The organism is Mycobacterium sp. (genome assembly GCF_044223235.1).
Classification (GTDB): domain Bacteria; phylum Actinomycetota; class Actinomycetes; order Mycobacteriales; family Mycobacteriaceae; genus Mycobacterium.
In genome coordinates this window covers 1-18,557 of record NZ_JBGAME010000029.1, presented here as the reverse complement: position 1 = coordinate 18,557, position 18,557 = coordinate 1, and the positions used below count along the sequence as shown (strand labels likewise).

14 protein-coding genes and 1 pseudogene are annotated in these 18,557 nt (G+C 69.2%); 9 read left to right on the top strand and 6 right to left on the bottom strand.

Annotation, left to right across the window (positions count from 1 at the left end; all coding sequences use genetic code 11):
• Positions 1-2: 2 nt before the first annotated feature.
• From ADBZ6K_RS23480 to ADBZ6K_RS23465, 4 genes are read left to right on the top strand one after another with little or no spacing between them, the layout of a single operon-like run.
• Complete coding sequence (locus ADBZ6K_RS23480) at positions 3-1,478, top strand: aldehyde dehydrogenase family protein (RefSeq protein WP_526351221.1); 1,476 nt, start codon at positions 3-5, stop codon at positions 1,476-1,478.
• Positions 1,475-2,185, top strand: a complete 711-nt coding sequence (locus tag ADBZ6K_RS23475; protein ID WP_526351219.1) for an enoyl-CoA hydratase/isomerase family protein — start codon at positions 1,475-1,477, stop codon at positions 2,183-2,185. Before ADBZ6K_RS23480 ends, ADBZ6K_RS23475 begins: the two co-directional genes overlap by 4 nt.
• Positions 2,185-2,907: an SDR family NAD(P)-dependent oxidoreductase gene (locus tag ADBZ6K_RS23470; RefSeq protein WP_526351217.1), complete on the top strand. Its 723-nt coding sequence runs from the start codon at positions 2,185-2,187 to the stop codon at positions 2,905-2,907. Before ADBZ6K_RS23475 ends, ADBZ6K_RS23470 begins: the two co-directional genes overlap by 1 nt.
• Entirely contained in the window at positions 2,907-4,064 is a 1,158-nt protein-coding gene (locus ADBZ6K_RS23465; RefSeq protein ID WP_526351215.1) for a DUF993 family protein, read from the top strand. The genes ADBZ6K_RS23470 and ADBZ6K_RS23465 overlap by 1 nt, the downstream gene beginning before the upstream one ends.
• Before the next feature lie 48 nt (positions 4,065-4,112).
• Here the strand turns inward: ADBZ6K_RS23465 and ADBZ6K_RS23460 are convergent, their stop codons facing one another.
• Together ADBZ6K_RS23460 and ADBZ6K_RS23455 are read right to left on the bottom strand one after the other, a co-directional pair.
• Positions 4,113-5,630 (bottom strand): putative alpha/beta hydrolase, encoded by a 1,518-nt coding sequence (locus ADBZ6K_RS23460; RefSeq protein ID WP_526351213.1) that lies wholly within the window; start codon positions 5,628-5,630, stop codon positions 4,113-4,115.
• Positions 5,631-5,635: 5 nt separating this feature from the next.
• On the bottom strand, positions 5,636-5,947 hold the full coding sequence (locus tag ADBZ6K_RS23455; RefSeq protein ID WP_526351211.1) for a DUF2563 family protein: 312 nt from the start codon (positions 5,945-5,947) through the stop codon (positions 5,636-5,638).
• 404 nt (positions 5,948-6,351) lie between these two features.
• On the opposite strand from ADBZ6K_RS23455, the gene ADBZ6K_RS23450 reads away from it, so the two are divergent.
• Genes ADBZ6K_RS23450 through ADBZ6K_RS23440 form a run of 3 tightly spaced genes read left to right on the top strand, consistent with a single transcriptional unit; the run spans position 6,352 to position 9,721 of the window.
• On the top strand, positions 6,352-8,088 hold the full coding sequence (locus ADBZ6K_RS23450) for a GMC oxidoreductase (protein WP_526351209.1): 1,737 nt from the start codon (positions 6,352-6,354) through the stop codon (positions 8,086-8,088).
• Positions 8,085-8,681 (top strand): hypothetical protein, encoded by a 597-nt coding sequence (locus tag ADBZ6K_RS23445; protein WP_526351207.1) that lies wholly within the window; start codon positions 8,085-8,087, stop codon positions 8,679-8,681. The genes ADBZ6K_RS23450 and ADBZ6K_RS23445 overlap by 4 nt, the downstream gene beginning before the upstream one ends.
• The gene (locus ADBZ6K_RS23440) at positions 8,678-9,721 is read left to right on the top strand and encodes an alpha/beta fold hydrolase (RefSeq protein WP_526351205.1); all 1,044 of its coding nucleotides are present in this window, start codon (positions 8,678-8,680) and stop codon (positions 9,719-9,721) included. The genes ADBZ6K_RS23445 and ADBZ6K_RS23440 overlap by 4 nt, the downstream gene beginning before the upstream one ends.
• 7 nt (positions 9,722-9,728) lie before the next feature.
• On the opposite strand, the gene ADBZ6K_RS23435 is transcribed toward ADBZ6K_RS23440, so the two are convergent.
• The 3 genes from ADBZ6K_RS23435 to ADBZ6K_RS23425 all read right to left on the bottom strand — a co-directional run bounded on the left by ADBZ6K_RS23435 (position 9,729) and on the right by ADBZ6K_RS23425 (position 15,438).
• The gene (locus tag ADBZ6K_RS23435; protein ID WP_526351203.1) at positions 9,729-12,356 is read right to left on the bottom strand and encodes a helix-turn-helix transcriptional regulator; all 2,628 of its coding nucleotides are present in this window, start codon (positions 12,354-12,356) and stop codon (positions 9,729-9,731) included.
• A 188-nt stretch (positions 12,357-12,544) separates the two neighbouring features.
• Entirely contained in the window at positions 12,545-13,900 is a 1,356-nt protein-coding gene (locus ADBZ6K_RS23430) for a flavin monoamine oxidase family protein (RefSeq protein ID WP_526351201.1), read from the bottom strand.
• A 56-nt stretch (positions 13,901-13,956) separates the two neighbouring features.
• Positions 13,957-15,438, bottom strand: coding sequence for an FAD-dependent oxidoreductase (locus tag ADBZ6K_RS23425; protein WP_526351199.1), 1,482 nt, complete (start codon positions 15,436-15,438; stop codon positions 13,957-13,959).
• Between the two features lie 91 nt (positions 15,439-15,529).
• On the opposite strand from ADBZ6K_RS23425, the gene ADBZ6K_RS23420 reads away from it, so the two are divergent.
• Together ADBZ6K_RS23420 and ADBZ6K_RS23415 are read left to right on the top strand one after the other, a co-directional pair.
• Entirely contained in the window at positions 15,530-16,087 is a 558-nt protein-coding gene (locus ADBZ6K_RS23420) for a TetR/AcrR family transcriptional regulator (protein ID WP_526351197.1), read from the top strand.
• 234 nt (positions 16,088-16,321) lie between these two features.
• Positions 16,322-18,358 (top strand): glucose PTS transporter subunit IIA, encoded by a 2,037-nt coding sequence (locus ADBZ6K_RS23415; protein WP_526351195.1) that lies wholly within the window; start codon positions 16,322-16,324, stop codon positions 18,356-18,358.
• A 4-nt stretch (positions 18,359-18,362) separates the two neighbouring features.
• Here ADBZ6K_RS23415 and ADBZ6K_RS23410 read toward each other — a convergent pair.
• Positions 18,363-18,557, bottom strand: a pseudogene (locus ADBZ6K_RS23410) (TVP38/TMEM64 family protein); the annotation flags it as partial.

Here is an 18,557-nt window from a genome sequence, read left to right as displayed (position 1 = left end):
CCATGACAGTGTCGATCACCGAATCCGGATCCGGCGTCCTCGCCGAGTCGCTGCAGCGGGCGGTGTTCCTCGACGGCGACTTCATCCCCGCCGAGGGCGAAGCGTTACCGGTCACCGACAAGGCGACCGGTGAGATCCTCGGCCACGCCGCGATCGCCTCGGCTGCCGAGGTCGACCGCGCGGTGTCGGGAGCTGTTGCCGCACAACGGGACTGGGCCGCACTGCCGGCCACCGAGCGGTCGGCCATCCTGCGCCGCGGCGGCGCGGTCCTCGAACGGGAGGCCGCACGCTTCAAGGAGGTGCTGATCCGCGAGGGCGGCGCGGTCGGAGCCAAGGCCGAGGGCGAGATCGCCGCCAGCGTCATCGAGTTCTACCAGGCCGCCGAACTGGCGACGACACCGCTCGGCGAGATCATCCCGTCCGGGCAGCGCGGCAGGATCAACATCCTTGAGCGGCGACCCGTCGGCGTGGTCGGGCTGATCACCGCATGGAACGCGCCGGTGCACATCGCGATGCGGGTGCTGGCCCCGGCCATCGCGCTGGGCAACGCCGTGGTGCTCAAACCGGCGCCGGAGACACCGTTCACCGGCGGACTCATGCTCGCCGACGTGCTCGCCGAAGCGGGCCTACCCGCCGGGGTGGTACAGGTGCTGACCGGCGGTCCGGCGGGACCTGCGCTGGTGACCCACCCCGGCGTCGCGATGATCCACTTCACCGGATCGGAGGACACCGGCAGGCGCATCAACGAGGCCGCGGCGCCCTTCCTCAAGCGGGTGGCGCTGGAGCTCGGCGGCAACAACGCCAGTGTCGTGCTGTCCGACGCCGACGTCGACCTCGCCGCACGCTGCGGCGCGGCGTCGTCGTTCGGGCATCAGGGGCAGGTGTGCATCGCCACCGGCCGCCACATCGTGCTGGCCGACGTCGCCGAGGAATACATCGCATCACTGGCCGGGCACGCGGCGGACCTGACGGTCGGTGACCCCTTCGCGGCCGACGTCGACCTGGGTCCGATGCTGTCGCTGCGGCAGGTGGACAAGGCGCTGGCGATGATGAACGACAGCATCGCCCTGGGCGCCCGCCTGGTGGAGGGCGGCACCGCCGACGGGGTGTTCCTGCGCCCCACCGTGGTCGACCGGGTCCACCCCGGCATGCCCCTGCACGACGAAGAGGTGTTCGCGCCGATCGCGCCGGTGACGGTCGTCGACACCGTCGACGAGGCGCTGGCCATCGTCAACGGCACCCGATTCGGGCTGTCCACGGCTGTATTCGGCGGCGACCTGGACCACGCATGGGCTGTGGCCGACCGGGTGCGTGCCGGCATGGTGCACGTCAACGACGGCACCGCGCTGCACGAATGCCATGTGCCGTTCGGCGGCACCGCCGCGTCCGGGCTGGGCGACGACCTCGGCGGGCGCGCCAGCATCGACCTGCTGACCGAGCGGCGCTGGACCAGCCTGCAGCGAAACGCCGCACCGTGACCGACGGGCGGGTTGTGTTCCGGCGTTGCGGCGCCGTCGGGCGCGTCCTCCTGGACCGCGCGGACAAGCGCAACGCGCTCAGCACGGCCATGCTGACCGAACTGGGTCGCGTATTCGACGATGTCGCCGGCGACGCCGACATCCGGGTGGTCACCGTCCACGGCGCGGGACCGGTGTTCTGTGCCGGTGCCGACACACGCGAATTCAGTTCCGCGACAGCCGAAGTCATTCGCGGGCGGTGGACCCGACTGGGACAGCGGGTGTTCGCCGCACTGTCCGAGCTACCCCAGACGACGGTTGCCGTGCTGACCGGCGGGGCGTACGGGGGCGGCCTGGAGCTGGCCATGCACTGCGACTTCCGGATCGCGGCCGCCGACGCGGTCGTCGCGCTGCCCGAGTCGGGTCTGGGCACGGCGCCCGGGTGGTCCGGTCTGGGCCGCATCGTCGAGACGGCAGGCCTCGGCGCGGCACGCATGCTGGCGCTGACCGGACGTCGGCTCGGCGCGGCGGAGGCGTTGCGGCTCGGCCTGGTCGACGCGGTCGCCGACGACGTGTCCGCCGCCGTCGACGCGCTGGTCACCGACATTCTCGCCACCGCGCCGGTGGCGCAATCGATCATCAAGCGCGCGTTGACAAATCGGCGGCCTTCGGCGTCGCTGATCGACTCGCTCGCGGGAGCATACCTCACGACAACAGGGAGACCATGATGACCAGAACCGTTCTGATCGCCGGATCCTCGCGCGGGATCGGCGCGGCGGCAGCGAAGATCGAGGCGAAGACCGGATCGCGGGTGATCCTGCACGGCCGCAGCGACTCACCCGCGCTCAGGGACCTCGCCGCCGAACTGGACGCACCCGCCTACAGCTGCGACGGCCAGGACGCCGCCGCGGTCAACGCACTGGTCGAGACGGCCGTCGGCGAGCACGGACCGATCGACGCGCTGATCTGCACGCTGGGCAGCGTGACCGCCACCGATGCGCTGGAAGGACCCACCGACGCATGGCTCGACGAGTACCGGTCCAACGTGCTGGCGCCGGTCAACTTCATCCGCGCGGTGGCGCCGTCGATGCTGTCCAACGGCGGCGGCCGCATCGTCACGGTGTCGTCCATCCGCGGCCGCGACAACCTCGCCAGTCCGGAGGTGACGGCCTACTCGGCGGCCAAGGCCGCGCTGGAGAACGTCACAGTGTCCTTCGCCAAGGCGCTCGCGCCGAGTATCACCGTCAACGCCGTCGCGCCGGGATTCGTGCTGACCGACATGGCCGACACCTGGTCGCAGGAGGTACGCAATGAGGTGGCGACGAACCTGTTGGGCCGCGCCGCGCAGCCGGAAGAGATCGCAGCGCTGCTGTGCTTCCTGGCCGGCGACGGCGCGAGTTTCATTACCGGCCAGACCATTCTGGCCGACGGCGGATTGGACGCCCGCTGATGGCACGGCTACGCCTTCCCGCCGCCGACGGCGCACTGACCCCGGTCGAGCTGGCACCCCCCGCGGCGCTGGTGACGTCGTCGGCGCCGCCGCCCAGCCGCGCCGTCTACGCCGCCGCCCATGTGGTGGCCGATCCGCTGCGCGCGTGCACGTCCGGTGGACTCGACCAGATCGATTGGGAGGCAACGCTGCAACTGCGCCGAGACCTGTGGTCGCTGGGACTGGGGGTGGCCGAGTCGATGGACACCGCGCAACGCGGCATGGGCCTGGACTGGGCCGCCGCGCGTGAGCTGGCGCTACGGACCCTGGCCGAGTCAGAGGGGGCCGGGGGCGGCGTGGCCGTCGGGATCAGCACCGACCAGCTCACCGTGACCGATCCGACGCTGGACCAGATCCGCGACGCCTACCTCGAACAGATCGGCGACATCGAGGCCGCGGGTGGCGACGTCGTGATGATGGCGAGCCGGCACCTCGCGCGCGTGGCAACCGGGCCCGACGACTACGTGACCGTCTACGACCAGGTCCTGGCGCAGGCCACCCGGCCGGTGATCCTGCACTGGCTGGGAGCCGTGTTCGACCCCGCATTGGCCGGGTACTGGGGCTACGACGAACCCAAGGCGGCGATGACCACCGTCGCCGACCTGATCGGCGCGCACCTGGACACCGTGCGCGGCATCAAGGTGTCGTTGCTCGATCCGGCATTGGAAATGCAACTGCGCGAACGCATTCCGTCGCCGGCCCGGGTCTTCACCGGCGATGACTTCAACTATGTCGACCTGATCGCCGGCGACGGCACCCTTACCAGCGACGCGCTGCTCGGCGCGTTTGCGGCGATCCCGCGGTTCGCCTCGGCGGCCTTCGCACGCCTCGACGGCGGCGACGAGGAGGGCTTCCGGGCCATCCTCGGACCGACGGTGCCGCTGAGCCGGCTGATTTTCGAGTCGCCGACGCAGTTCTACAAGGTCGGCGTCGCGTGGCTGACCTATCTCGACGGGCGACAGGACCACTTCCGCATGGTCGGCGGATTCGAAACGGGCCGCAGCCTGCTGCATCTGGCCCAACTGGTGCGCGCCGCCGGTGCGATCGGACTGTTCGCCGACCCCGAGTTCACCGCCGCGCGTGCGTCGGCATACTTCGCGGTGCACGGGTTCGGTTAGTTCCAGTACGACAGGCGGTGTGCTACGAGGGCCGTGACCCACGCGCCGTCAACGATCCAGGACACGGCCCACCTCCCCGCCCAACCATTCGCCCGTCATCCCCAACACAACGGCGCCGACCAGACCCGCCACGAGTGCGCCCTGGGGTCCGACGTATGAGCCCGCAAGCGCCCACGCGCCAACGCCGGCAAGGTAGTTACCGGCCGCACCCCCCGCGAAACCCCCGGCGGTCTCCCAGAACCCCGTGCCGTGGGCAAAATCGTTGACGCCCAGGACGATGCTGCCGAGAGTGCTCACGCGGCCCAGGTTCTTTCCGAGCCGCTCGATGACCTCGAGGTCGGCTTCAGTCAGCACACCAACCCCGTGGGCGCCGGGCAGGCCGGCGGCCCGATGGGCCGCCGTCAGCCCGGTACCCGCCGCGCCCGACGCGGTTGACGCATCCGCCAGGACGTCCCACGGAATGCCGCCGGAGAGGGCAGCGATCGCCGCGGCGGCGCCTTCGATCGACATCCCTTCACGCTGAAGCGCCTGTGTGGCTTGCCGAATCACGAGCTGCCGGGCCTGCGCCTCGGCACGATCGAGCAGTGCGGTGGCCGCGTCCGCACTCATCGGCGGCACGCCGAGCAAGCCCTGCTGCAGCTTCCGCTGCCAGTCCTGCCGGAACTGGGCGCGGGTGGCGGCGTTTCCGCCGAGGATCGGGTCGACCGGGAGAGGACCCGTCAGCTGGGCCGTGTGGTAGTCGTCGAGCCGCGCGGCGGCGCGGCGGAATGCCTGCGGGTCCGCGTTGGGGTCGGTCAGGACGGTGTAGTCACGCAGCCGATCCTGTGCGGCCTGCTTGTCAGGTGTCCAGGGGCCGGGGGAGGTGACCAACCTCTGGTCGGTGGCGCGCTGCTCGGCCGCGTATTTCGAAGCGTCGGCACTGGCCTGGGCCGCCGGTGAGACGCTGCCCGTGCCGTCGGCGCCGCCGAGGGGGTCGGGGGTGTAGCCCGCCGCGGCCATATCCAGCCGGGCGGCGTCGAGGTGGTCGGCGTAGGCGCCGCGGACCGAGGTCACCTCCAGCAATGCGGTCGCGGTCCGCTCGACGGCGGCACGCTCGAGGTCGGTCCAGTCGGCCGGTCGACCCTCGGCCCAGGCGAGCGCGATCGCGAAATCGATCTGATTGTCGATGAAGGCCAACGCGGATTCCAGGTTGCCGATGGCGATCTGGCCGCTGCGCTGCGCCTCGGCCAAGGCTGCGGCGATGTTCTCCAGATCGGCGGCCACCCGGGTGAGTTGGTCGCGGTTGAGGTGCAGTCCGTCCTCGGCGTCCTGGACTTCGGCGGCGTCGTTGATCGGGTGATCGCCGCCAGGGCCCGGGCCGTGGCGGTCCCACGCCGCCTCGAAGCGGTTCTTGGCGCGGGTGAACTCGTCGAGAGTGTCGCCGACGCACACCCCGGCGTCACGGAACGCCGAGGCCAGGTCGTGGATCTGTCCTGGGCAACCGGCCTGGATGGTGTCGTTGACGCGCCAGGGGTCACCCCCGGCGGCCGCGCAAAGCTCCCCGGCGCGCAGGTGTCGCAACAACACGGCCGTCAGGCGACCCGTCTCGCGGCCAGGTCCAGCGCCGCCTCGCCGGCATCGTCCTGGGTGTCGAAGGAGGTGGCCGCGTAGTGGGCTTTCTGGGCCAGCAGGTCCAGTCGGGCCTGGTGGCCCTGCAGTGCGGCGGCCTGGCATTCATGCTCGTTTGCCAGGTTCCGGTGGAACGTATCTGCGGCGCCGAAATCGCCGAACAACTTAGCTGGCAGCGATGCCGAGCCGAACCGGTCGGCGCCCCGCTGGGCGAGAACGCCGGCGCTGCGCGAGAACTCCGCACCACAACGCAGCAAGTCACTGTCAACGAACACCGAAGTACCCCCTTCTCTCTGGCCAGAAGCTTACCGGCGCCTGTTTGCTGTTCAGTTCACCAAAATCGGCTGCCACCCGCCGCGGACATAAACAGGTAGTCACTACGCAGGTCAGCGGCCCACCCGCCGCTCTACCGTTCAGGCGTGGGCACAGGGGACGGCGGTCGGGGGGTTGACCGGTTCGACTGTGTGACGAGGGGTCGCAGTCTGGCCGAGCGGCGGTTGTTCCCGGTGCCTGCACACCAGCGGGACGCGGCCGCGACGCCGACACGCCAAGTGACACGCCGCAGTTCGCCGCATTCGCTGTTGCCGGTGCGCGACGCAGGCTAATTTCGTCGGCACTGATCAGTATCGGGGGAGCGTGTCGTGGACAAGCGTCATCCCGCGCGCCCGGCGGGGGAGCTGTGAGCCTGCGGGTCGGGGAGGTACCCGACCGGATCGACGTTGCGGTGATCGGCTCCGGGTTCGGCGGTGCGGTGATCGCCGAGAAACTGGCGGGCGAGGATCTGACGGTCTGTGTGCTCGAGCGCGGCAAGGCCTATCCGCCGGGGACGTTCCCGAGGGCGCCGGGCCGGGTCGCCACCAACTTCTGGGATCCCCCCAGTGGGCTCCACGGGCTGTTCGACGTGTGGTCGTTCCGCGGTATTGACGCGATCGTCGCCAGCGGACTGGGCGGCGGTTCGCTGATCTACGCCAACGTGATGCTGCGCAAACCCGAGACCTGGTTCAGGCAACCGCACCCCTACCGTCCGGGTGTCGAGGAGACGTGGTCGTTCACCCGTGCGGACCTCGAACCGCATTACGACGCCGTCGAGCGGTTCCTCCAGGTGCAGTCGCTGCCGACGGCGGGCGTGTCGAAACCGTTGGATCCCGCGTTCGCCATGGCCAAGGTGACGCACTTCCACGCCGCCGCGACCGGTGACGTCAGAGCGGCCTACGCACCGCTGGCCGTGCGGTTCCGCGATGCCGCAGACGAGCCCGCCATAGGTGCACCCGTCCCAGATGCGGCGTACCCCAACATGTTCGGACGGACCCGCCGCACCTGCAGGCTGTGCGGTGAATGCGACACCGGCTGCAACGACGGCGCCAAGAGCAGCCTCGACCACACCTACCTGTCGGCGGCGAGTCACCGCGGTGCTTCGCTGCACGAGCGCACCGAGGTGCGCAGCATCGCACGCCGCAGCGACGGCAGATTCGATATCGGGGTGGTGGTGCGCCGCCCCGAGGACGAGGGTTGGCAGGTCCGCACCCGCACGCTGCCGGTCGACACGATCGTCGCGGACCGGGTGGTCGTCGCCGCGGGGACGCTGGGCAGCACACACCTGTTGTTGCGCAACGCTGAAGCCCTCGGCATCAGCAATCCCGCGTTGGGCACGCGGTTCTGCGGGAACGGTGATCTGCTCGGATTCATCCTCAACGTCGCGGGCCAACTCGACGGCTGGACGGGGCCGGTCATCACCTCCTACCTGGAGTTCCCCGACGAATCCGACACCGGTTCACCCGATGACTACGGCATGTACATCCAGGACGCCGGCTACCCGGAGTTCGCCGCCTGGCTGGTCGAGACGGCGATCGGCATCCGGCGTATCCCGAGCGTGGCGAAACTTGCTGCTGCAGTCGCCATTTCACGACTGAGGGGTCGTCAGGACACGTCGTTGTCCGGTAAGGTCAGCGCATTGCTGGGCCGCCCGCTGGTGACCACCCGGGGAATGCCGGTGCTCGGCATGGGGATGGACGTTCCCGACGGCACCCTGTACCTGCGCCGCGACGACGACGGAATGCTCGAGAGCACCTGGAGTCGTCAAACCTCGCTGAAGTACTTCGAGACGCTGCGCCGTCGAATGGAGGCCCTCGCCGATGCGCTCGGCGGCGACTTCGTGGTCAATCCGACCTACCACCTGAACCGCGTCGTCACCGTGCACCCGCTGGGCGGCTGCCCGGCCGACACCGACAAGTCCCGCGGCGTCGTCGACGGATACGGCCGCGTCCGCGGGGTTCCCGGTCTTCGGGTGGCCGACGGCTCCATCTTCCCCGGTCCGATCGGGGCGAACCCGTCGCTGACCATCGCGGCGTTCGCCGACCGGGTGGCCCAGGACATGCTGACCGAGGGAGCCGGCCGCAACGGGTGGCCCGACGGATGAAAGTCCGGTTCACCGAACGGATGACGGGGTTCTACGGCGTCGGTGCACCCGGCTACGACACCGGTGAGGTGATCGGCCGCCGTGACGGCATCCGGCTGGGCTTCCACCTCACGATCGGCACCGACGACGTTCGCGACGTCCTTCGCGACCCGCACCACACCATGCACGCCCGCGGCGTGGTCCTCTGCAAGGAGTTCGCACCGGTCGGCATCGTCACCGACGGCAGCTTCGAGGTCTTCGCGCCGGCCGAGCATGGGCGGTACTCGATGCGCTACCGGCTCCCGTTCGACACCGCGGACGGGCCGATGACCCTGCTTGGCTTCAAAGACGTCGGCAACGACTGGGGTTTCGACATGTGGCCGGACACGACGACGCTGTATACCCGGCTGGTCCGCGGCCGTGCCGAATGGGGCGCGGATGACGGTGGGCGGGATCATGCCCGTGGCATCCTGCGGCTCAACGCCGCGATGTTCGCCCGCCAGCTCGCCACATTTCATGGAAGACCAAGCGGTATAGGTCTTTTCGGATTGTTCTTCCTCGAACGCCTGCTGGCCGCCTATACCGGACCTCGACACAGGAGCCCGCTGCGATGAGCGAACCCGAACTTCTGACCACCACCACCGTCGAGTTCACCGCGGGCGACGGGATGGCACTGAACATGCAGCGCGTGCGCGGACACGCCGAACCGTGGCGCGGTCCGGTACTGCTGGTGCCCGGTGCGGGGGTGCGGGCCAACCTTTTTCGTGCGCCGGAGCGGGAGAACATCGTCGACGCACTGGTCGCCGATGGCTGGGACGTCTGGCTGGAAAACTGGCGCGCAAGCATCGACGTCGCGGCCAACGAGTGGAACCTGGACGAAGCGGCCGTGTTCGACCATCCGTTCGCGGTGCGGCGGATCATCGAGGAGACGGGCGCCGACACCGTGAAGGCCGTGATCCACTGCCAGGGGTCGAGCAGTTTCGCGCTGTCCGCGGTGGCGGGCCTGGTGCCGCAGGTGGACACCATCGTGTCCAATGCGATGTCGCTGCACCCCATCGTGCCGAGGTGGTCGCGAATCAAGCTGTCCCATCTGGTGCCACGGCTGGCCCGGGCGCTGCCCTACGTCGACCCCCGATGGGGCGACCGTGACCACAAACCCGACGGGTGGCTGGCCAAGGCAATGGTCGCCGCGGTCAGGGTGAGCCACCGGGAATGCACCAACCTGCCGTGCCGGATGATCAGCTTCACGTACGGCGCGGGGTTTCCGGCGCTGTGGTCCCACGAGAACCTGTCGAAGCGGACCCACGATTGGCTGCGCGACGAATTCGGGCCTGTGCCGATGACTTTCTTCAAACAGATGGCCGCCTCGATGCGGGCGGGCCGTCTGGTGCCCACCGGACGCTTCCGCGAACTGCCCGTGGACCTGCTGTCCCGGCCGCCGCAGACCGACGCCCGCATCGCGCTGATCGCGGGGAAGGACAGTCGCTGCTTCCTGCCCGCCAGTCAGGAACGCAGCTTCGAGTATCTCGAGAAGCACCGGCCCGGCAACCAGTCGCTCGGCATCCTTCCCGGCTACGGGCATCTCGACATGTTCCTTGGCCGCTACGCCGCCCGCGATGTGTTCCCGCACATTCTGGCGAAGCTGAGGGGCTGACGGCGTTTCAGCCCGTTCCCCGACGGCCGGGGGACACCACGCCCTCCGAGGCCGGTGTCGCCACCCGATCCGACGCCCGCGTCTCCACCCGATTCGACGCCCGCGTCTCCACCCGATCCGACGCCCGCGTCGGTGAGCTGATCGCCGTGGCCAGCGATGCGCGATCGGCAAGCCCGAGTTTGGTGCACGCCCGATAGATGTGGCCCTCGACGGTTCGCACCGATACCGAGAGCCGGTCGGCGATTGCCCTGTTGCTCAACCCCTCCGACACCAGCCGGGCGACCTTGCGTTCGCTGCCCGTCAACGGCAGCGGCGTCAGCGCCTGTTCCAGGGCCGGAGTAGACGGCGAGCCGCATTCGGCGGCCCACTGTGCGGCCTTGTTGCGGGATTTCAGCCCCGCGCCGTGGTGGCCCGCGGCGGCGTGCAGCACGGCGGCCTGCGCGGCCGCGTCCGCTGCGGCGAGTGTGCGGTGGTGGGCGGCCAGCGCGTCGGCGACCTCATCGAGCCCGGCCGCATCCCGTGCGGCCAGGCAGCGGGCGTGGGTGACGACGAGGGGAGGCAGTGCGCCTCCCAGGGCGGCCCCTACTCGTTCGACCGTGTCGGCAATTCGGTTGTCTCCCAGTCGAACCGCGTCGTGCAGGGCCAGCAGTGCGATTCCGAGCTGGCCGGCGTCCTCGGCGACGGTCGCCGCCCGCCTCGCCGCCTCGATCGCTTCGGGCATGTCCCGCGCGGCCGCCAGCGTCCAGGCCCGGGCCAACTCCAGTTCGGGTGCATACATCGCCGAGCGCATCCCGTGCGCGGCCTGGGCGCGCGGCAGCTCCCGGGCGGCCTGCCCGTGATCGCCCAGCTGGCCGAGCGCCGTGACCAGCTGGATCATCGCCAGCGGCCCCCAGGAGTAACCGGTTTCGGCCAGCGCCGCGGCGGATTGGTACAGCAAGCCCGACGCCTCGCCCACCCTGCCGCGGGCCATCAGCACGTGCGCCAACAGAATGTCGCTGATGGCACGCCCCGGTTGTGCGATACCGGCGAAGCCGACGTAGCTACGGGCGAGAGTCTCCGCGCCCGCCAGCTTGCAGTCGAGCAGCGAGACGGTGAGCTGGCCAAGACCGATGGTGAACCGCAGCAGCCCGGATTGTGACGTGCGCATGCCACGTTCGGCCAGCCCTACCGCGCGGTCGATACGACCGAGTCGGGCGCTGGCAAGTGTGGCCGAGGCGGCGGCCCAGGCGATGGCAAGCTCACCTGCGGTGTCGGACACCAGCACGTCGGATGCGATCCGCGTGACGCGGTCACGGATCTCGGCCAGCAACTCGCGGGCCCGCGCCGAATCGCCCCGCATCCAGAACTGGTTGGCCGTCTTGGGCAGCGCCCAGGCCACCAGGTCGCCCTCGGGCAGGGTGCGCTCGTCGACCGCGGAGAGCACCTCGTCGGCTTCGTCTCCCCGGCCCTGCCAGGCCAGCGAATGCGCCAGCGGCAGCCGGGCGTACAGGCTTTCCTTGTTGGCCAGGGCGCCGCGGGCGAGCAGTTCGCCGAGGGCCAGGTCGCCCATCCGCATCGCTTCCCATGCAGCGGTGATGAGTTCGTCGGATTCCAGCGGGGTTTCGGTATCCAACGACAGCGCCGCCAGCCGAAGCCGGTCGCTGACGTGCTCGGGTCCGCGAGAGCCGATCTGGGCCACCAGATCGGCACTGAGCCGGCGCCGGGTCAGCCGGGGCATGTCCGCCCCGATGCATTCGGTGTAGAGCGGATGGCTCGGCTGGACAACGGTTTCGGCGCCGCGCTCGGCGATGGTGACCGCCCCGCCCGCCTCGGCCCGTTCGATGGCCGCCATGCCCGTCAGCTCGGTGAGATCCTGCAGCGCCAGCGGCTGATCGATGGCCAGGTACTGCATCACGCCCCGGGTCTCGGGCGGCAGCAGGTTCAGCCGATGCCGGATCAGGGTGGCCAGGTGCGGCGACAGCGTCGTCTCACCACGAAGCTGCCACACTCCCCGGGCGCACCGCAGCGCGTCGGACGCGGTCGCCTGTTCGACCAGGTGGCGCAGGAACAGCGGATTGCCCCGGCTGATCGAGTAGAGCTGGTCGGCGCTGCTGGTCTCGAGCGGGCCGCCGAGGACCTGTTCCACAAGGGCGGTGGTCTCGGTGGCGGTGAGGGGTTCGACGTCGATGCGGACCAGCAGGTCGTCCTTCCACAGTGCCGTGATCGCGTCCGGCGTCGGCATCTCGCTGCGAAGCGTCAGGATCAGCCTGCTCTGGGAGTGGAACACGAACTGGTGCAGCAGCGTCGCCGAGAGTTCGTCGAGATGCTGCGCATCGTCGACGGCGATGAGCATGCGCCGCTCATCGGCGTCTTTGCTCAATGCCAGCCGCGCGGCCCGCAGCACGGCCGCGGACTCCTCGCCGGGGGCTACCTCCAGGAGATGGCTGAAGGCCCCGAACGGGATGTGGCTGGCCGAGGCGGTGGCGGCCACCCAGCGGACGACCGCCCGACGGTCCTGATCGGTGTGGCGGCGCGCCAGCGCCCGGGCCAGGGCGGTCTTTCCCGCGCCGGCGGGGCCGACCAGAACAACTCCGCGGTGACCCGACTTGAGCAGGGCATGGTCGACTCGCGCCCAGATCGAAGGGCGCGGTGCCATTCGCCAACCAACGTCCTCCACATTCTGAGACTAATTCGTGAACTGCAGAATTTCTTTCTTCCGACCCGGTTGCATACGGGTTCCTTTGCAGGTGCGAGGACCCGGCCGCGTCTTTGCCGCGTACCCGGTCAGCACAGGTCGTCGAGCGAGGCAGTCGCCCGTCGGCCCGCGGGTCCCCGATCAGCCGCTCACAGCGACCGAATGACCTCGGACACAGCACGTTCCGCGGCGTCGACGGCGCCCTCCATGTACGCGCTCCACTGGGTCGCGGTGTCGGTGGACGCCCAGTGGATCGGGCCCACCGGCGGGCTCAGTGCCGCACCGTAATTCGTCCACACCAGTGGGCCGGGGTTCGCGTTGTAACACCCACGCGTCCATTGCCGGTCGCCCCACTCGCCGTCGGCGTAGGCCACGGGATCGGCGGCCTTGGGCCCGAAGATCCGGACCATCTGCTCGGTGAGCGCCGCGCGACGTCGCTCGTGCGGCCATCTGCTGGCGACGCGAGCCTGCTCACCTTCGAGGAACGCCAAGATCACCCCGGCGTCCTGTCCGGGAATGCAGGTGTCGTTGGACATCCGCGCCGGGCCGACGTCCGAGATGAACTGGCCGTTCAATCCGTCGGCACGCCAGAACGGTTCGTCGTAGATGAAGAAGGCCTTCATCGCCGAACCGTTCGGCATCCGCTGGGTCAGCTGGTCGCGGACCCCGGGCATCGGCGGGTCGTACAGGATGCGCGACGCGAGCTTGGGTGCGATCGCCACGATCACCCGCCGCGCCCCAAAGGTCCGTCCGCCGCGGCAGTGCACGGTGATGGAATCGGCGGTGTACTCGATGGTCTGCACGGGCGCGTCGAACACGATGCGATCGCGCAGCTGCGCGGCCAACCTGTCGGGGATCTGCGCCGTCCCGCCGACGAACCGAGCTGTCTGGGCGCCGCCCTCGGCTTCGGAGAACAACGCCGCGCCCACCCCGCAGGTCTGGATGGTGAACAACAGGTGCAGCAGTGATACCTCGACGGTCGGGACAGCCAGAATGCCCACCGTGCAGATCTCCAGCAGCGTCCGCCCGATCGGGCTCAGGCCCTGCGCGTCGTACCACGCCCCCGCGGTGATGGCGTCCCATTCCGCGGCCCGCGGCGCCAGCCACGGCGCTTCCGCCGAAACGGTGGCGGCCAACTCGTCGAGTTGGGCCAGCGCCTGGTTGACCGCATCGACGTCGGCGCCGAACCGGCGGTAGAACTCGGTCTGGCCCAACACCCCGCTGCCGCACAGCTCGTACTTGGTGTCGCCGTCGTCGTACTGGGCGAAGGTCTCCACCCCGAGTTCGGCGGCCAGCCGGTGCATCCGCACATGGGTGTCGCCGATCCACTGGGCACCGATCTCCAGCGGAATCCCCGGGATCGGCGACTCGGTGAGGATCCGTCCACCAGTGCGGTCACTGGCCTCGAGGATGAGCGGTTGCAGGCCTGCCCTCTCGAGCTCGCGCGCGGCGTAGAGGCCCGACAGACCCGCACCCACCACGATGACATCGGCGTCGCGTTCCACGACACCGCACACTAATCGCCGGCTATCGCCGCGACCCGGGGGACGACGGATACGGGTCAGGCCACCGGCACCGGCCGCCAATGGGTCACCGCCGACGACCACGCCACCCGGTCGGCGGAATCACCCGCCCACGCGATGTATCCGTCGGGACGCACCAGCACGGCGGGTCCGTCGTCTGTCCGCTCCGCCTGCACCACTTCCGCCGTGTCGGCCGTGCCCGCCGCGGCCGCCAGGGACGAACCGCGCTCGCGAATGAGCACGAAGTCGCCCGAGCGTTGCAGCACCGTCAGACGGCCTTCGGCCAACGGGATCTGCGTCGCCCGGGTGCCGACCAGACCGCGCCGACCGTAGCGCAACGTGGTGCCCGCGAAGCTTCCCGCAATCGCATCGCGCACCCACGGCAGCCGAAGAAGGGTGGGCGCGAACAGGTTTCGCAATAACACCGCTGGCAGCGGATGCAGCGTGACGCCGCGCATCATCAGACCCGACTGCAGCAGTACACGTTTGCCGATGGGATGGCGTTCGTCGTGGTAGGTGTCGAGCACGGACTCGTCGGCACCGCCGAGCACCGCGTCGATCTTCCACGCGAGGTTGGCGGCGTCCTGGATGCCGGTGTTCATACCCTGCCCGCCCATCGGGGAGTGCTCATGGGCCGCGTCGCCGGCGAGGAACACCCGGCCGTGCCGGTACTGCGTGACTTGTCGTTCGTCGCAATGGAATCGGGACTTCCAGCCGATCTCGACCACGCCGAAGTCGACCTTCAGCGCCGCCTCCAGGATGGTCGCGACCTCGGCGCGCCCGATGGGTGCACTGTCGGGCACCCGGCGATTGCGGTCCCACACCATGGTGCGGTACCAGGACCCGTCCGCATCGTGCCGGTGGTAGGGGGCGAGAAAGCCGAACGCCTCGCGGGTGCTTCCCACCGTCAGTCCACTGCCCGCGGGTGGGCGGGCCAGCTTCACGTCGGCCAGCACCACCGCGGACAGCACCGTCTTGCCGGGGAAGTCCGCACCGACCAGCGCACGCACGGTGCTGTGCGCGCCGTCGGCGCCGATCACATACCGTGCGCGGAAGCTCACGCGGCCCCGAGGTTCGTCGCTGTTGCGCGGCCGGGCGGTCACCGTCACCCCGTCGGCATCCTGGTCGATGTCGATGACCTCCAGGCCCCGGCGGATGTCGGCGCCCTGCGCGACGGCGTAGCGGCCGAGGGCCCCATCGACGTTGGTCTGCGGCGTGATCATCACGAACGGGTAGTGCGAGTCCAGGTGGGTCAGGTCCAGGCCGGTGTTGGCGAACAGCGTCGCCCCCGGCGCCCGGTGCGCACCCGCCAGCAGGTCGTCGGCCAACCCACGCGCGTCGAGCACCTCCAGCGTGCGGGCCATGGTCGCGAACGCCCGGCTGGACGGATTGATCGTCGCCCAGCGTTCCAGCACGACGACGGACCGCCCTGCGCGCGCGAGGTCGCCCGCGGCGGTCAGTCCCGTCGGCCCTGCACCGACGACCAGGACGTCCACCGCATGTTCGGTGTTCGGTGTCATGTGATCCTCCTCGTTGAGTTCAACAACTGTTGAACTCAACCGTAGAACGGCATGCTGGTCATGTCAACAGTTGTTGAATAGAATCCCGGCCATGGCCGCGAAGACACGCGACGGGGAGACCACCCGGGCGACGATCCTGGCAACGGCGCGATCGCAGTTCGGGGAGAACGGCTTCGAACGCACCACCATCCGGTCGATCGCATCCGCGGCGGGCGTGGACCCCGCGCTGGTCATGCATTACTTCGGGAACAAGGAAAAGCTGTTCGGCGCCGCGTCCCGGATCGACATCGCGTTTCCCGACCTTTCCGGGGTCGCGCCCGAGGACATCGCCGACGTTCTGGTGCCGCTGTTCCTCCAGGTGTGGGCTCCGGACGGACCATTCCTGCCGCTGCTGCGGGCCGCCACGACCAACCGGGCCGCGGCCGATGCGCTGCTGGGGATCTTCACGGACCGGGTCACGCCGGCGCTTGCGGTCGTGAGTCCCGACCGCGCCACCGAACGCGCCGCCTTGGTGGCGTCGCAGGTACTGGGGATTGCGATGGCGCGCTTTGTCGTCGGGGTTCCGTCATTGGTTGACATGGACGACGCGACGCTGACCGAATGGCTGCGTCCGGTGCTGGTCAGATATCTGGGCGCACCCGCGCCGTGACCTAGTTGTGCGCGGGCCGATTTCGAAGCGAACCCAACAGAAACACCGATATCACAACATATTTCAAACCTCAGCGGACATTCCGCGTAGCCGCGACGCCGGAGGCGGTGCCGAGATCGCCCATCTGGCCATAGGATGCCCACGGCAGAGATACCATCTCGGCACGACGGAGGTCAGGCCCGTCGGTGGGTGAGATCGCCTTGGCAGTGCCGGGGCCGCGTAAAGGAGATGGCCATGTCATCCAAAAGTGCCGCCGAAATCGTCAGAAGTCTTGGTGGCGCCGCCAACGTCGAGAGCCTCACCCACTGCGCGACGCGGCTGCGCTTCCAGCTGCGCGATGCCTCGGGCGTCGACCAGTCCGCCGTCGAGGCGGTTTCTGGCGTGATGGGCGCTGTGCCGCAGGCGGGCAACCGCTACCAGGTGGTGATCGGTGGAGCGGTGCAAAGTGTCTACAACGACATCATGGCGCTGCCGGATATGTCCAAAGGCGGTGCGGCGCAAGACGCCGCCGCGATCAAGGCCGCCGCCCGCGCCAAAGGCCCGCGTGGCAAGTTCGCCTGGCTGGACTCGTTCTTCGAATTCCTGTCCGACTCCTTCCGCCCGATCCTCGGCGCGCTGCTGGGCGCCTCCCTGTTCATCACCTTCATGGCGCTGATGAGCACCCTCGGCGTGATCCCGAACTGGGCCGATCCACGCACGGAGCTGTCACCGTCCTGGCAGTTCATGAATCTGTGCTGGCAGTGCGTATTCGTCTTCCTGCCGCTGATGGTGGCCTACAACGCGTCGAAGAAGCTCGACGCGGATCCCTGGGTGGGCTTCGCCATCATGGCGGTGGTGATGCTGCCCGGCTTCGCGGCCTTCCTTGACGTCGCCGAGCCGCGTACCGTGTTCGGGTCCGAGGTCAACATCGTGCATATCTTCGGGCTGCCGCTCACGGTGTTCAACTACAGCTCGCAGGTGTTCCCACCGCTCCTGATGGCCGCCGTACTCGGGCCGCTCTACAAGCTGCTCAAGAAGGTCATCCCGGACAACATCCAGCTGATCTTCGTCCCGTTCTTCTCGATGCTGATCATGATCCCGCTGACGGCCTTCCTGATCGGGCCGATCGGGGTGTACGCCGGCGCCGGTCTGGCCAACGTGCTCAAGGCCATCAACGACTTCTCGCCGTTCATCTTCGCCATCATCATCCCGCTGGCCTACCCGTTCATGGTGCCCCTTGGCCTGCACTGGCCGATCAACGCCATCATGCTGCTGAACATCCAGACGCTGGGCTACGACTTCATCCAGGGACCGATGGGCGCGTGGAACTTCGCCTGCTTCGGCGCCACCGCCGGCGTGCTGTTCCTGGCCTGGCGCGAACACGATGCGCAGATGGAGCAGACGTCGATCGGCGCGCTGGCCGCCGGTCTGCTCGGCGGCATCTCCGAACCGTCGCTGTACGGCATCCATCTGCGGTTCAAACGGATCTATCCACGCATGCTCGTCGGCTGTCTGGTCGGCGGCATCATCATCGGCATCGGCGGCGGCGTCAAAACCAACGCCTTCGTGTTCACCTCCCTGCTGACCATCCCGGCGTTCGACAACATGGCGTTGTACGCGCTGGCCGTCACCGCCTCGTTCACCACTGCGATGCTGCTGGTCATCTTCTCCGGCTACAAGACACCGGAGCAGGCGGCCGAATTCGCCGCGGCGCACGTGCCGGTGGCTGATCTGGAGACCGCCCCGGCGGGCGCCAGCGCAGCGTCGGTGATCGCCGCGTCGGAGGCCAAGGCCGCCGTCGAGCGGGGGCTGGTCACCGAGATCGTCTCGCCGATGGACGGCACCGTCATCCCCCTGGCCGAGGTGCCTGACCCCGTGTTCGCCAAGGGCACCATGGGTCCGGGCGTCGGGGTGCTGCCCTCCGGCGATACCGCGTATTCGCCGGGCAACGGCATCGTGGTGGCGGCCCAGCCCACTGGCCACGCGTTCGGCCTGGTGCTCGATGGCGGCATCGAACTGCTCATCCACGTGGGCATCGACACCGTCCAACTGAAGGGCGAAGGCTTCGACGTCAAGGTCAAGAAGGGTGACAAGGTCACCGTCGGTCAACCCCTGGTGACCTTCGACCGCAAGATCATCGAGGACGCCGGCTATTCGCTGGTCACGCCCGTCATCGTGCTGAACGGCAAGAGGTTCGCCGCCGTCGACCCGATCGCCACGGGTGAGACGACTGTGGGTGAGCCGATCCTGGCGGTGGCGGCCAAGGCGGCGCCGGCCAGCGCATCCCTCTGATTCCCTATCCGGCCGGGTCGTGCTCGGGCCCGGCCTGGGTGGGCCTGTCGGCGTGTCCGCGCCACCGCCGGTATCCGTGGTGCGCTGCGAAGGCCCCGACGACGGCGGTGGCGCACCACACCGCGACGGCGGCGTAGGCCAGCGGCGACGACAGGTCGTCGATCGACGCGCCGAGCGCGGTGTAGACGAACGCCCTCGG

Excerpts from the sequence above, each read along its gene's own strand:
- ADBZ6K_RS23440 (WP_526351205.1), top strand. The coding sequence starts at position 8,678 with ATGAGCGAACCCGAACTTCTGACCACCACCACCGTCGAGTTCACCGCG.
- ADBZ6K_RS23425 (WP_526351199.1), bottom strand. The coding sequence starts at position 15,438 with ATGACACCGAACACCGAACATGCGGTGGACGTCCTGGTCGTCGGTGCA.
- ADBZ6K_RS23445 (WP_526351207.1), top strand. The coding sequence starts at position 8,085 with ATGAAAGTCCGGTTCACCGAACGGATGACGGGGTTCTACGGCGTCGGT.
- ADBZ6K_RS23465 (WP_526351215.1), top strand. The coding sequence starts at position 2,907 with ATGGCACGGCTACGCCTTCCCGCCGCCGACGGCGCACTGACCCCGGTC.
- ADBZ6K_RS23415 (WP_526351195.1), top strand. The coding sequence starts at position 16,322 with ATGTCATCCAAAAGTGCCGCCGAAATCGTCAGAAGTCTTGGTGGCGCC.
- ADBZ6K_RS23480 (WP_526351221.1), top strand. The coding sequence starts at position 3 with ATGACAGTGTCGATCACCGAATCCGGATCCGGCGTCCTCGCCGAGTCG.
- ADBZ6K_RS23420 (WP_526351197.1), top strand. The coding sequence starts at position 15,530 with ATGGCCGCGAAGACACGCGACGGGGAGACCACCCGGGCGACGATCCTG.
- ADBZ6K_RS23470 (WP_526351217.1), top strand. The coding sequence starts at position 2,185 with ATGACCAGAACCGTTCTGATCGCCGGATCCTCGCGCGGGATCGGCGCG.
- ADBZ6K_RS23435 (WP_526351203.1), bottom strand. The coding sequence starts at position 12,356 with ATGGCACCGCGCCCTTCGATCTGGGCGCGAGTCGACCATGCCCTGCTC.